The organism is Ureibacillus sp. FSL W8-0352 (genome assembly GCF_038004345.1).
Lineage (GTDB): Bacteria > Bacillota > Bacilli > Bacillales_A > Planococcaceae > Ureibacillus > Ureibacillus thermosphaericus.
Genome location: NZ_JBBOQT010000001.1, coordinates 1,174,772 through 1,189,635, shown reverse-complemented (window position 1 = coordinate 1,189,635; position 14,864 = coordinate 1,174,772). Strand labels below are relative to the sequence as shown.

Annotated in this window: 13 protein-coding genes and 1 other annotated feature; all 13 genes read left to right on the top strand. The window is 36.1% G+C overall.

Going from position 1 to position 14,864, the window contains the following annotated elements:
- Window positions 1–53: 53 nt before the first annotated feature.
- The 13 genes from hflK to rpmI all read left to right on the top strand — a co-directional run bounded on the left by hflK (window position 54) and on the right by rpmI (window position 14,820).
- A complete protein-coding gene (gene hflK / locus NST98_RS06090; RefSeq protein ID WP_340433238.1) occupies window positions 54–1,022 on the top strand; it encodes an FtsH protease activity modulator HflK in 969 nt (322 codons plus the stop codon).
- Window positions 1,019–2,068 (top strand): protease modulator HflC, encoded by a 1,050-nt coding sequence (gene hflC, locus NST98_RS06085; protein WP_340705286.1) that lies wholly within the window; start codon window positions 1,019–1,021, stop codon window positions 2,066–2,068. Before hflK ends, hflC begins: the two co-directional genes overlap by 4 nt.
- A 111-nt stretch (window positions 2,069–2,179) precedes the next feature.
- Window positions 2,180–2,602 carry a DNA polymerase I gene (locus tag NST98_RS06080; protein ID WP_096551489.1) on the top strand — a complete coding sequence of 141 codons (423 nt, stop codon included), beginning with the start codon at window positions 2,180–2,182 and terminating at the stop codon, window positions 2,600–2,602.
- A 135-nt stretch (window positions 2,603–2,737) separates the two neighbouring features.
- Entirely contained in the window at window positions 2,738–5,365 is a 2,628-nt protein-coding gene (polA, locus tag NST98_RS06075) for a DNA polymerase I (protein ID WP_340714695.1), read from the top strand.
- Window positions 5,366–5,377: 12 nt separating this feature from the next.
- The gene (gene mutM / locus NST98_RS06070) at window positions 5,378–6,250 is read left to right on the top strand and encodes a bifunctional DNA-formamidopyrimidine glycosylase/DNA-(apurinic or apyrimidinic site) lyase (protein WP_340714694.1); all 873 of its coding nucleotides are present in this window, start codon (window positions 5,378–5,380) and stop codon (window positions 6,248–6,250) included.
- Between the two features lie 13 nt (window positions 6,251–6,263).
- Window positions 6,264–6,860, top strand: coding sequence for a dephospho-CoA kinase (gene coaE, locus NST98_RS06065; protein WP_340714693.1), 597 nt, complete (start codon window positions 6,264–6,266; stop codon window positions 6,858–6,860).
- Between the two features lie 285 nt (window positions 6,861–7,145).
- Complete coding sequence (locus NST98_RS06060; RefSeq protein WP_016837142.1) at window positions 7,146–8,165, top strand: glyceraldehyde-3-phosphate dehydrogenase; 1,020 nt, start codon at window positions 7,146–7,148, stop codon at window positions 8,163–8,165.
- 317 nt (window positions 8,166–8,482) lie between these two features.
- The gene (nrdR, locus tag NST98_RS06055) at window positions 8,483–8,947 is read left to right on the top strand and encodes a transcriptional regulator NrdR (protein ID WP_016837143.1); all 465 of its coding nucleotides are present in this window, start codon (window positions 8,483–8,485) and stop codon (window positions 8,945–8,947) included.
- A 19-nt stretch (window positions 8,948–8,966) separates the two neighbouring features.
- Window positions 8,967–10,337, top strand: coding sequence for a replication initiation and membrane attachment family protein (locus tag NST98_RS06050; RefSeq protein WP_340714692.1), 1,371 nt, complete (start codon window positions 8,967–8,969; stop codon window positions 10,335–10,337).
- A 10-nt stretch (window positions 10,338–10,347) separates the two neighbouring features.
- Window positions 10,348–11,283, top strand: a complete 936-nt coding sequence (gene dnaI / locus NST98_RS06045; RefSeq protein WP_340705515.1) for a primosomal protein DnaI — start codon at window positions 10,348–10,350, stop codon at window positions 11,281–11,283.
- Between the two features lie 413 nt (window positions 11,284–11,696).
- Window positions 11,697–13,628 (top strand): threonine--tRNA ligase, encoded by a 1,932-nt coding sequence (gene thrS / locus NST98_RS06040; protein ID WP_096551477.1) that lies wholly within the window; start codon window positions 11,697–11,699, stop codon window positions 13,626–13,628.
- Between the two features lie 216 nt (window positions 13,629–13,844).
- Window positions 13,845–13,991: a sequence feature (ribosomal protein L20 leader region), on the top strand.
- A 92-nt stretch (window positions 13,992–14,083) separates the two neighbouring features.
- Window positions 14,084–14,587: a translation initiation factor IF-3 gene (infC, locus tag NST98_RS06035; RefSeq protein ID WP_016837147.1), complete on the top strand. Its 504-nt coding sequence runs from the start codon at window positions 14,084–14,086 to the stop codon at window positions 14,585–14,587.
- A gap of 32 nt (window positions 14,588–14,619) precedes the next feature.
- On the top strand, window positions 14,620–14,820 hold the full coding sequence (gene rpmI / locus NST98_RS06030; protein ID WP_096551475.1) for a 50S ribosomal protein L35: 201 nt from the start codon (window positions 14,620–14,622) through the stop codon (window positions 14,818–14,820).
- Window positions 14,821–14,864 lie beyond the last annotated feature (44 nt).

The following is a 14,864-nucleotide window of genomic DNA, read 5'->3' as shown; positions in this document are numbered from 1 at the left end:
ATGTTACGTAAATTAGCTAATGTAATTTTAGAAAAGAAAGAGAGGGAGAGGTTATGAGTGTAAAAAGAGCGTTGCTTACAACAGGGCTAGCAATTATTTCAATTATAGGTATTATTGCGATATTTACTACTTGGTATACGGTCGATGAATCGGAGCAAGCCGTTGTTATCACGTTTGGACAAGCAACAGAAACCATTACAGATTCCGGTTTGCATTTTAAATTGCCATGGCCAGTACAAAAAGTAGAAATTCTTTCGAAAGAAACATATAGTTTACAGTTCGGTTATAAGACGACAAAAGATGGAGAAATAGTAACGAAAGATAGCGAAACGAAAATGATTACTGGGGATGAAAATATTGTACTCACCGATTTAGTTGTACAATATAAGATTTCTGATCCAGTGAAGTATTTATTCCAATCCGAAGACCCTAAACAGCTTCTGCATCATGCTACTTCAAGTGCGATTCGTTCCATTATTGGAAGTTCAACAATTGATGAAGCATTGACGGATGGACGAGCAGATATCGAGCAAAAAACAAGGGACTTACTAGTATCTGTCATGGAAGATTACGATATCGGCGTGACAATCTTGGCAGTGAAACTACAAGACGTCGAATTGCCAAATGCGGAGGTTCGTGCTGCCTTCACAGCTGTAACGGATGCCCGCGAAACGAAAAATACTAAAATTAACGAAGCAAAAAAATATGAAAACCAAAAAATTAGCGAAGCTCAAGGGGAAAAAGATGCAATCATTTCCCGTGCCGAAGGGGAAAAAATAGCACGTATTCAACAGGCGGAAGGGGACGTAGCCCTTTTCAATAAACTTTATAATGCATATGTTGGAAACCGAGAAATTACACGCCAACGACTTGTGTTAGAAACATTAGAGGAAGTATTACCGGGTGCGCAAATTTACATTATGAACGATAACGGAGAAACATTAAAATATTTGCCGCTACAACCTCAAACTGTACAACAAAATACAGAAAAAGAGCGTAAAGAAGGAGGCGGTAGTCAATGAGCAACAATTACTATGACGGGGATTTAGAAAAGTTCATCCGCAACCTTTTTGGAAAGAAAAATAAGGAAAAGAAAAATAAAGAAGCGAACCATATTCCAAATGTTGAAATCATTAATAAAAAGCCATCATTTAATCCGAAAAAATATGGAAAGCTAGCAATCATACTTACTATAATAGTAGCAGTCATTGCAATTTTATTAGCAAATTTATATATTGTGAAAGAGAATGAATATAAAGTCGTTCGCCAATTTGGTGAAGTCATTAAATATCAAGATCAGCCGGGACTTTATATGAAAATTCCATTTATCCAAAGTGTCACTACATTACCGAAAAACTTAATGATCCATAACATGTCTGAAGAAGAAATCAATACGTTGGATAAAAAACGAATCATTATTGACAACTATGCGGTTTGGCGTGTGACAGATCCAAAATCTTTAATTACGAATGCGAGATCCTTAGTCAATGCAGAAGCGCGTATGGAAGAGTTCATTTATTCGGTGTTGCGCACGGAACTTGGACAAATCAATTACGATGATATTATTAATGATGAAAATTCTGATCGGGGCAGCCTCTCAGAAAAAATTACAACGAAAGTAAATGAATTATTGCAAACGGACAATTATGGAATAGAAGTTGTAGACGTTCGCATTCGCCGTACTGACTTACCAGAGGAAAACGAAGAATCTGTTTATAAACGAATGATTTCTGATCGAGAATCAATCGCTCAAAAGTATTTATCTGAAGGGGATGCAGAAAAAAATCGTATAGTGGCAAATACCGATCGACAAGTGCAAGAAATGATTTCGACAGCCAAAAAAGAAGCTGCTTTGATTATCGCTGAAGGGGAAGCAGAAGCTGCAAGAATCTATAACGAAGCTTTCTCAAAAGATCCGGAATTTTATCAATTGTATCGGACATTAGAAACTTATAAGAAAACGATTGGTGATGATACGGTTATTATTATTCCTTCAAATTCACCTTACGCCAAAATATTATCGGGCTACATTGAAAACAATGAGTTAGTAGAAGGATTAGATGAATAATGGAGTAGGAATATTTTATTCCTTTGTGGTATTAGCAATAATTACAACTTTATCATCCTATTAACCTCAGTATATAATACTATATAGTAATAATAGAATTGAGGCGAAAGGATGTACCGTTTAAATAAATGGATTCAAAACACATTGCTTGCTGTAATAATGGCATGCAGTATGACAGCATTATATTTTTCAACACCTTACGCTTTTTTAAAAATTAAATTATTTCATATCCCCGTTTTATTTATCATTATCTTCATCTTCTCTATCATTATTGCCGAAGATGTTCGAAATAGTTTTAAGAAAGTGTTCCGTTTTAACAATCGTGATAATAAACGCTCCATCTGGCAAGTGGGAGTTGGTATGATCTTTTACTTTACTCAAGTAGGGATTGTGGAAGTATTTTTCCGTTCTTGGATGGAGCCTGAATTAGGTGGCATGCCCCTTTATCTTGTGATTGCCTTCTTGAATGCCTTTATCATGACAGTTATTTATGAAGAAATATTTTATTTCGAAGAAATGAATCAAACGAATTAGAATGATCGCAAACTAAATAAAAAGTTAAGAAAAAAAACACGTATTTGTCGTATTTCGGCAAATACGTGTTTTATAATGGGATTAACTGTGTAAAAGTAATGGAAGATGATTTATACGTTGAAGGAGTGCAAATGAGTGGGGAAAGAGAAATTATTATTACTAGATGGAAATAGTTTAGCCTACCGAGCATTTTTTGCATTACCCCTATTATCGAATGATAATGGGATTCATACAAATGCGGTTTATGGCTTTACAACGATGCTTCAAAAAATTTTAGAAGAAGAAAAACCGACGAAGATGCTCGTTGCATTTGATGCTGGAAAAACGACGTTCCGCCATCAAACTTTTGAAGAATATAAAGGCGGGCGTCAAAAAACGCCGCCGGAATTATCTGAACAATTTCCGTATTTACAAAAGTTAATTGACGCTTATCGCATCAAAAGATACGAACTAGAAATGTATGAAGCCGATGACATCATTGGTACGCTAGCTCGACAAGCGGAAAAGGAAAACATCGATGTTGTCATTGTTTCGGGTGATAAGGACTTAACACAACTCGCTACAGAGAAAGTAAAAGTTTATGTTACTCGAAAAGGAATGACAGATATTGAACAATATACACCAGAACATATTCAGGAAAAATATGGACTATCTCCAATACAAATTATCGATATGAAAGGTCTTATGGGAGATGCATCTGATAATATTCCGGGAGTTCCTGGCATTGGAGAAAAGACGGCTATTAAATTGTTAAAGGAATATGGAACAATCGAAAATTTATATGAACAAATCGATGAAATGAAACAATCAAAAATGAAAGAAAAGCTTATCGCAAATGAAGAGCAAGCGAAAATGAGCAAACAATTGGCGACAATTAATACAAATGCACCAATTGAAATTTCTCTTAATGATTTAAATTATCCAGGTCCAGATCAGGAAGCGGTTCTTGAAGTATGGAAAGAGTTACAATTTAAATCGTTAATCGAAAAATCAGATTTTGAAATTGAAGAAAAAGAAACAGCTACCCTTTCATTTAAAATCGTTCGTGAAATTGCGGAAGATCTTTTTACTGATACGATGGCTGTTCATGTTGAGCTGGAAAATGAGCATTATCATACATGTAATATATTAGGTTTTGGCTTTACAGATGGTTCAAATACCTTTTTCGTTCCAACAGAAGTTTTGCAAAAGAGCGAAAGATTAAAATCTTACTTTGAAGATGAAACGAAGAAAAAATACATGTCGGATTTAAAAGCTGCGCAATGTATATTAAAACGTCATGGCATCAATTTGCGAGGCGTGGAATTCGACTTGCTACTTGCATCTTATATTGTCAATCCTGCCATTTCAGGTGATGATGTAGCCACATTGGCAAAGGAATTTGGCTATACAGATGTGCGTTCCAACGAAGCTGTTTACGGAAAAGGGGCAAAATGGGCATTACCAAGTGAAGAAGTTCTTGCTGAACATGTTTGCCGAAAAGCATTTGCGATTTGGAGCTGTAAGGAACGGGTATCAAATAAGTTAAAAGAAAATGAACAGTTTGATTTGTACCATGATTTAGAATTGCCTTTGGCTGTTATTTTAGGAAAGATGGAAAGCGAAGGGATTAAAGTTAATATTTCTACCCTTGAAACTATGGGACAAGAATTAGAAGATAAAATCGCGAAGCTTGAAAAAGAAATTTATGAGTTGGCTGGCGAAACATTTAATATTAATTCACCAAAGCAGTTGGGAGTAATTTTATTCGAAAAATTAGGATTGCCGGTCATAAAGAAAACGAAAACAGGTTACTCCACGGCAGCGGATGTACTTGAAAAACTAAAGTCGGAACATCAAATTGTTCAGTTGATTTTAGAATATAGAACTCTTGCGAAATTACAATCCACTTATATTGAAGGATTAATCAAAGAAGTTCATCCAAAAGACGGCAAAGTTCACACTCGTTTTATGCAAGCCTTGACATCAACAGGACGGCTTTCTTCTACAGATCCGAACTTGCAAAACATACCGATTCGTTTAGAAGAGGGAAGAAAAATACGGAAAGCTTTCGTACCTTCCCATGAAGGCTGGCTGTTATTTAGCGCCGATTACTCACAAATTGAATTGCGCGTGCTTGCACATATGTCGAAGGATAAAAATTTAGTGGAAGCTTTCAATCAAGGGATGGATATTCACACACGAACAGCAATGGAAGTATTTCATGTATCCCAAGACGACGTTACTTCTAATATGCGAAGAGCGGCAAAAGCGGTTAATTTCGGAATTATTTATGGAATCAGCGATTATGGACTATCCCAAAACCTCGATATATCAAGAAAAGAAGCTGGAGAATTTATCGAAAAGTATTTTGAAAGTTTTCCAGGGGTAAAAGAATATATGGATAACATCGTGCAAGAAGCAAAATTGAAAGGTTATGTAACAACGATCTTAAACCGCCGACGTTATTTACCTGATATTACGAGCAAAAACTTTAATTTAAGAAGTTTTGCAGAGCGCACAGCAATGAATACGCCAATTCAAGGAAGTGCGGCAGATATCATTAAAAAGGCGATGCTAGATATTGACGCAAGATTGAAATCAGAAGGGTTACAAGCGAAACTGCTTTTGCAAGTACATGACGAATTGATTTTTGAAGCGCCGAAAGAAGAAATTGAAAAGTTAGAAAAAATTGTACCAGAAGTGATGGAAAGTGCCATTTTACTTGATGTGCCATTAAAAGTGGACATTTCTTATGGAAATACTTGGTATGATGCGAAATAAGGAAGTGAAATTATGCCTGAATTACCAGAAGTGGAAGGGGTTGTTCGGGCGCTATCCCCGAAAATAGAAGGTAAGACAATTTTAGAAGTTGCCCTATCTAAAACGGTTTGTGATGCTCATCAACAAGGAAAACAATGCATAGTGAAAAATATGGAACCAAGGGAATTTGAAGAACAGATGCGCGGCATGACAATCAAAAAGGTGCTTCGCCGCGCCAAATATATCTTTATTGATTTAGAAAAAAATAATACACCATATCTTTTCGTTAATCATTTAGGAATGACTGGCGCTTGGTTTATTGTTCAGAACGAAAATGAAATTTTAGAAGAAAAGTTTCGAAATCATATTCATGCCACATTTCAATTATCTACTGATGAGTTGCTCATATTTTCAGATATTCGTAGATTTGGCGAATTGAGATTGCTAAATACAATTGATGAGCACCCACCTCTTTTACAAATGGCTCCTGAACCTTTTGATGAAATTGCATTAAACTACTTTTTAGAAAAATGTGAGCTTACTAAATATAAAAACAAACCGATAAAGGAAGTCATTATGGATGGGCAAGTGATTTCCGGCTGCGGCAATATTTATGCAACGGAAGCGCTTTTTCGAGTAGGCATACATCCTGCGAGAAAGGCTGGGCGAATCAGTATAATGCGGAAAATCGCATTATTTGAAGAGATTCAGAAAATTTTACTTGAAAGTATTGAAAGGGGAGGCTCAACAATCTCTGATTATCGCAATATCAATGGCGAAGCAGGCGGGATGCAGCATCGATTGAAAATGTATGGTAAAAAGGTTTGTCCAGCATGTAATGCAAGTACGAAATCGATGATTATCGGAGGAAGAACAAGCGTTTATTGTCCAAAATGTCAACGTTAAAAGGGTGTTATATATGATTATTGGTTTAACTGGAAGTATCGCAAGTGGAAAAAGTACAGTAAGCAACATGTTAAAAGAATATGGATTGCCAATAGTTGATGCAGATGTGGTGGCTCGTCTCGTAGTGGAGCCTGGCAGCGAAACGTTAAAGAGAATTGTTGAAGCTTTTGGAGAAGAGGTACTAACAGAGAGGGGAGAATTAAATAGGCAAAAGCTAGGATCCATTATCTTCAATGATGAAGAAAAACGTCAAACGTTAAATGGCATTATTCATCCAGCTATTCGGAAAGAAATGTTGCGACAGCGGGATGAATATATCGCTAATGGTGAAAAAACCGTCATTATGGACATTCCATTATTATTTGAAAGTAAACTTCAACATTTTGTTGATAAAATTTTAGTCGTGACGGTATCGGAAGATGTACAATTGGAAAGATTAATGAAAAGAAATCAATTAACTGCGGAAGATGCAAAAGCCCGCATTCGTTCTCAGCTGCCATTAGCAGTAAAGGAACAAGGAGCCGATGCGGTTATAAATAATAATGGAACAATTGAAGAGACGCGAAAACAATTAGAGCATATTTTGAAAGAATGGGGAGTTCTTTCATAAGCTTTACATCGATTGATGATCAAATTATTGATTTCTAAACATTGTGTGAAGTGAATTTTTTCCATTTCATTCACGCTGAAAACAGCAATCGATGGAAAAGTTAGACTTTAAGCGGTAATTTTAAACAATTTTCTCATAGTAATACCTTTTTCCCTTTAATCATTTATTTTTCTGAAAATAATAACTTTTTTATTATTAGAATTATTGGTACACCTTTTATAATAATGTGCTATACTAATTGAGAAATAGTAAACATAATTGAAGTAAAACGGGAGGCTTATATTAATGACAGTTTCTATTGCAATTAACGGCTTTGGACGAATTGGCCGCATGGTGTTCCGACAAGCGATTGTTCAAGAAGATTTAAATATAGTGGCAGTTAATGCTAGCTATCCTGCAAAAACATTAGCACATATGGTTAAGTATGACACAATTCATGGACATTTTGATGGAACTGTAGAGTATGAGGAAGATGCTTTAATCGTCAACGGTAAACGTGTTCAATTAATTGCTGAACGCGATCCTGCAAAATTACCGTGGAAAGAACTTGGAGTAGACTTAGTTATCGAAGCAACAGGTAAATTCAATGATCGCGAAAAAGCAGCTCTTCATTTAGAAGCAGGTGCAAAAAAAGTAATTTTAACAGCGCCAGGTAAAAACGAAGACGTAACAATTGTAATGGGTGTTAATGATGATGTATTAGACGTGTCAAAACACCACATCATTTCAAATGCATCTTGTACAACAAACTGCTTAGCTCCGGTTGTAAAAGTGTTGCATGAACAATTTGGTATTGAAAACGGTTTAATGACAACAGTTCACGCATATACAAATGACCAAAAAAATCTAGACAACATGCATAAAGATTTACGCCGTGCTCGTGCATGTGGTCAAAGCATTATTCCAACTACGACTGGTGCAGCAAAAGCATTAAGTAAAGTAATTCCTGAAATGGAAGGAAAAATCCATGGTTTAGCTCTTCGTGTACCAACTCCAAATGTTTCATTAGTAGACTTAGTAGTCGACTTAAAACAAGATGTAACAGCTGAACAAGTGAACGAAGCTTTCAGAAAAGCAAGTGAAGGTTCATTAAAAGGTATCCTAAACTATAGCGAAGAACCACTTGTATCTGTTGATTACAATACAACAACATATTCATCTACTATTGATGCACAATTAACAATGGTAATGGGTACAAGAAAAGTTAAAGTAATGGCTTGGTACGATAATGAATGGGGTTACTCTGCACGCGTAGTTGATTTAACGAAAAAAGTTGTAAAAGCACTTGAAGCGGTAACTGCATAATAAATAGTTGATAAAGTGTAGACATCGTCTGACAACGACTTTGTCTACACTTTTTTATATAATCTGTAGTTATGTAATATCACTTGATAAAATAATCTTTCATTACTATTTATATACAAAACTTCCGAAAAATATGCATTGAAAGTGCTACCAATCATTCTAATGAAATTCAATATAAATAACCTCGATTTTTGGTTGGAAGTATATTAAAATGAAAACCTATCATCTTCCATTAGAGATTATGTACTAGGAAAAGTGTTACTTCCTATGTTATTTGATATAATAATGTTAAATATACTAGACAGGGAGAAATTTTTATGAGATGTCCAAGTTGTTATTACAATGGAACGCGTGTCATAGATTCCAGACCCGTTGATGATAATAAAGAGATACGTAGACGTCGTGAATGCGAATCTTGCGGTTTCCGATTCACTACTTTTGAAAAAATAGAAGAAACGCCATTAATTGTAGTGAAAAAAGATGGGTCCAGGGAAGAATTTAGCCGAGAAAAAGTGTTAAGAGGGCTAATTCGCGCTTGCGAAAAACGTCCAGTATCATTAGAACAACTTGAACAAATCGTCTTTTCTATTGAAAAAGAATTAAGAAGACTAGGAAATTCGGAAGTAAGTTCTGTAGATGTTGGAGAAATGGTAATGGATGAGCTTGCAAAGGTGGATGAAGTGGCTTATGTTCGTTTTGCATCTGTTTACAGACAATTCAAAGATATTAATGTGTTTATGCAAGAGTTAACAGAATTATTGAATCGACAGCCAAAAAAGTAGTTATAGGGGGAAAGCAAAATTGGTTCATTTGTATAAAGAGCTTCAACCGAAGGATCATTTTGACATTATTCTCCCTCATTCTCTATCTTCCCATGAACGACAACTATTAACGCTTTTCTATCAGCCACTTACTGGTCCGGAACCTATCAGCCTATATTTAACTTTATGGGCAGAAGGTGAAGATGCTCATAGGGAAACTTTAAATCATTATTATTTAATGAATGTGTTAGATATGCCGATTGGTAAAGTGTTTCAAGCCCGTATTTCATTAGAAGCAATCGGTTTATTAAGAACATATCGAAAAGAAGAAGGAGAAAATCGTTTCTTTTTATATGAATTAGTGCGTCCTCTTGATGCAGAGACATTTTTTCAAGATCCGTTATTATCGATGTTTCTTTTCAGTAAAATTGGAGAACAAGCATACCGTAAACTTCGGAAACGATTCATCAAGCGAATGAACATGGATTCTTTTAAAGAAGTATCAAGAACATTTATGGATGTGTACAAACCCATTCATACGAATGTTCCCCAAGAATTCATCGAACCCAACCTAGAAACAAAAAATCGCAATTATCCATTCTATTATGAACAATTTGATTTTGCTTTATTGCAAGCTGGGTTATCGGAACAATTGATTCCTACCAGTGTATTTACAATTGAAGTAAAAGAATGGATTGCAAAGATAGCCTTCCTCTATCAATTCTCTCCACTTGATATGCAGAAGGTTGTTATTTTAGCGATTGATGATGAAATGCGAATTTCGTTAGATAGATTGAAAAAAGCTGCATCAGATTATTATAAATTAACGATTTCTAAAGAAGTGCCGAAACTTGAAAAAACTTTTGAAATGAAACCGCAAGAAATACAAAATCAGCCTTTAACGAAAGAACAAGAGTTAATTGATTACCTTGAAACAACCCCACCCGTTCAAGTGTTAAGAGACATTAATAACGGAAAAGAGCCAGTGCCATCTTCTGTCGAAATAGCAGAAGATTTAATATTGAAACATGGCATGCCCGTCGGAGTTGTCAATGTATTGCTTGAATATGTTATGCTAACTACAGACATGAAATTGCCACGCAAATATGTTGAACGAATTGCGGACCATTGGATGAGGAAAAATGTTCGAACGGCGAAGGAAGCAATGGAACTTGCTCGCACAGAACGGGATCAATATAATAAGTGGAAACAAGAAAACGAAGAGAAAAAGTCTTCTGCTTTAAACTATAGAAAACAGCCATACAAAAATATAAGGGAAGAAAAGATACCAGAATGGTTCTATAAACGAAACGAACCTCGGAAAGAGGAAGAACAGTCCACAAAACAAAAAATTAACTTTGAAGAAGAACGTAAAAAAATATTGCAAAAACTTGGAGTTGTAGACGGGTAGGTGACCAACCATCGAATCGATCAAAAAATCTTTAAATAAAGTGCAAATTCCATCCTTTCAAGAAAGATACAATGCCATCCGAAATCAAATTTTAGAACATCCGAACGTTCAAAAATTTTTAAAAGAACATGATGATGTGGTTAATAAAGAGATGGTTGAACGCAGTTTAGCAAAGCTATATGAATATATTAGTCAAACGAGCGAATGTTGCAACTGCGGTTCGACAGAAAAATGCACTAATTATTTAAAAGGGTTTGTTCCAAAACTGTATATCGCTCAAAATTCCATAGATGTTGAATATGAACGATGCAAACAAAAAATCATTGAGGATGAACGCAGAGAAATTGAATCGATGATTTCAAGCATGTACATGCCAAAAGATGTATTATCTGCAACATTGAAAGATTTAGAGATTGATGATGAATCGCGGGTTGAAATACTTAATTATGCAGCTGATTTTGTTGCTCATATCAAAAATTCAGGGGAATTACCGAAAAAAGGGTTTTACTTGTATGGAGAGTTTGGTGTTGGGAAATCCTTTGTACTAGGTGCGATTGCCAACGAACTCGCAAGTTTAAAAGTCCCGTCAGTTCTTGTATTTGTACCTGAATTTTTAAGGGAATTAAAAAATTCCATCCACGATCAAACACTTCAGGAGAAAGTGGATTATGTGAAACAAGCTCCAGTATTGATGCTCGATGATATTGGTGCGGAATCATTAACAAGCTGGGCGAGGGATGAAATCTTAGGATCCATTTTACATTATCGAATGAGTGAGCAACTACCAACCTTTATTACATCGAATTTAGATTATAAACAATTGGAAATTCATCTAGCAGAAACTTCTCGTGGTGAGATGGATGTAGTGAAAGCGGCAAGAATTATGGAGCGAATTAAAGCCGTGACGTTTCCTATTCGAATGACGGGAAGAAATAGGAGACTTTAAAAAGCTTTGTCTATTTCGATAGTTGCATTTCAAAAAAACTCAGCGTATACTTTCATTATGATGATGAAAAATATTTTGCGGTGAAGAGGACACGAAGTTTGTGAAACGGCTTATAGAGAGGGAAACCTAGGCTGGAAGTTTCCTAGTACGACGCAACACTTTACTACCTCGGAGCATTAGCGGGGAACAATCCGCTAACGTTTTCGGTACGTTACACCGACCTAGAGCTTCGTCTGAAATTTTATTTCGGAAGGAAGAAGGGTGGAACCACGAGCGATCGCGTCGTCCCTTTATTGGGATGGCGTTTTTTTATTTTAGGTTTCAACTGTTTAGCTTCATTAATTTTTGATTTCTATGAATACAGAATAGCTAAAAATTTTGCATCAAAAAATATAGTAAAGGAGAATTTGAGTATGTCTGAAGTGATTCAATTAACATTTCCAGACGGTGCAGTAAAGGAGTTTCCTAAAGGAACTTCTACTGATGATGTGGCAGCTTCCATCAGCCCAGGATTACGTAAAAAAGCGTTAGCAGGTAAAATCAATGGTAAGTTACTAGATTTAAAAACACCAATTGAGGAAGATGGTGCAATTGAAATCATTACACCAGAACATGAAGATGCATTAGAAATATTGCGCCACTCTACTGCTCATTTAACAGCTCAAGCAGTAAAACGTTTATTCCCTGGTGTGAAACTTGGGATTGGTCCTGTAATTGAAGGTGGGTTTTACTACGATATCGACTCACCAACACCAATATCTGCAGATGATCTTCCAAAAATAGAAAAAGAAATGAAAAAAATCATTTCTGAAAACCTTGAGATCGTGCGTAAAAACGTTACTCGCGAAGAAGCGCGCAAAATTTATGAAGAAATCGGCGATGAATATAAATTGGAATTACTTGATGCGATTCCAGAAGGGGAACAAGTCTCTATATACTATCAAGGGGAATTTTTCGATCTTTGCCGTGGAGTGCACGTTCCATCTACAGGCAAATTAAAAGAGTTTAAATTGCTTTCTTTAGCTGGAGCATATTGGCGTGGTGATTCTAACAACAAAATGCTTCAACGTATTTACGGCACAGCATTCTTCAATAAAGAAGATTTAAAACAACACTTACAAATGCTTGAAGAGGCAAGAGAACGAGATCACCGTAAAATTGGTAAGGAACTTGAGCTATTTACTTTATCTCAAACTGTAGGGCAAGGGTTACCAATTTGGTTGCCAAATGGTGCAACAATTCGTCGCATCATCGAACGCTATATTGTTGATAAAGAAATCAGTCTTGGTTATCAACATGTATATACTCCAGTGCTAGGTTCTAAAAGTTTATATGAAACATCTGGACATTGGCATCACTATTCTGAAGATATGTTCCCTCCAATGGAAATGGATAACGAAACACTTGTGCTTCGTCCAATGAACTGTCCACACCATATGATGGTGTACAAGAACAGCATGCACTCTTACCGTGAGTTGCCGATTCGAATTGCCGAACTTGGTATGATGCACCGTTATGAAGCATCTGGTGGTTTATCTGGATTACAACGTGTGCGCGGAATGACGTTAAATGATGCCCATATCTTCGTTCGTCCAGACCAAATTAAAGATGAGTTTAAACGAGTAGTTAACTTAATTTTAGATGTTTATAAAGATTTCGATATTAAAGATTATCGTTTCCGCTTATCTTACCGTGATCCAGAAGATACAGAAAAGTATTATGACGACGATGAAATGTGGGAACGTGCTCAAAGCATGTTAAAAGAAGCAATGGATGACCTAGGCCTTGAATATTTTGAAGCGGAAGGCGAAGCGGCATTCTATGGTCCTAAATTGGATGTACAAGTAAAAACTGCTATTGGTAAAGAAGAAACATTATCAACTGTGCAACTTGACTTCTTGCAACCAGAGCGCTTTGATTTAACATATATCGGAGAAGATGGAGAAAAACATCGTCCAGTTGTAATTCATCGTGGTATTGTATCGACAATGGAACGCTTTGTTGCATTCCTAATTGAAGAGTATAAAGGTGCGTTCCCAACTTGGTTGGCACCAGTTCAAGCAGTAGTGATACCTGTATCAAACGAAGTGCATTTTGATTATGCAAAACAAGTGGAAGAAACACTTCGTAAAGCAGGTATTCGCGTAGAATTGGATGTTCGTGAAGAAAAGTTAGGATATAAAATCCGTGAAGCACAAATGAAGAAAATCCCTTACATGTTGGTATTAGGAGATAAAGAAGTGGAAGCGAATGCGGTAAATATTCGCAGATATGGATCTAAAGATTCCGAAACAGTTCCATTCGAACAATTCCTTGAAGATATCAAAAAGGACGCAAGAGTGTAAACGAGATACAAAGATGATTTGTATTTTTGATTAGTGTGGAAGATGCCCGGAGCTTAGCAAAGGGCATCTTGATTTTTTAAAATGCTTTAGTTTATAATTCTAATCATTGCACGATTAAAGTTTTCTATTTTTTCTTTCAAAGGAATGTATTGATAAAAAACTTGACATTCTAAAATATGAATGTTACGATAACAAAGGTTAAGAATACAAGTTTGTGGTTGAAAGTAGAGGCTGCCCGCTTCTCACCTGTTTCGACGCTTCAAGCAGTTGGCAGGTTTGGAATACATGAAAAATGAATACGCTCTTTTTGCGTATTTTACGGCGGGCGGACATCTTCTGAAATGTCCGTCTTTTTTTATGGACATAACAGAATCAACAGCGACGTTCAACCAGGGATGTTTCCAAACCGTGTATTCGCGACACAACCTTGGAGGTGGATTTTTATTAGCAAAGACATGTACGTCAACGAAGGGATACGTGCACGTGAACTTCGTGTAATTGATCAAAACGGTGAACAATTAGGAATTAAATCCCGTAATGAAGCGTTAGAAATGGCTGCTCGTGTAAACTTGGATCTTGTCCTAGTAGCACCACAAGCGAAGCCACCTGTCGCTCGTATTATGGACTATGGCAAGTTTAAATTTGAGCAGCAAAAGAAAGAGCGCGAGATTCGCAAAAATCAAAAAGTCATCCACATGAAAGAGGTACGTTTAAGCCCAACAATTGATGAGCATGACTTCCAAACAAAACTTCGAAACGCAATCAAGTTCCTTCAAAAAGGAGATAAAGTAAAATGTACGTTGCGTTTCAAAGGTCGCGCAATTACGCATACAGATATTGGTCAGCGGGTATTAGATCGTTTTGCTGAAGAATGTGCAGAATATGCAACAGTAGAACAAAAGCCAAAATTAGAAGGCCGAAGCATGTTTTTAGTACTTGCACCAAAAAATGAAAAATAATGATTACGAAATAAGGTTTAGGAGGAAATACTATGCCAAAAATGAAAACTCATCGTGGCGCTGCTAAGCGTTTCAAAAGAACGGGTACAGGTAAATTTAAATTTGACCGTGCTTACGGTAGCCACTTAGCTGCAAACAAAACGACAAAACAAAAACGTCAACTGCGTAAAGCTAAAGTGATGACTGCAGGTGACTACCAACGCATTAAAACTTTACTTGCGTACAAAAAATAATTGAACGTTATATAAAAATTTAATTTTCGAGAGAATAGCAGGAG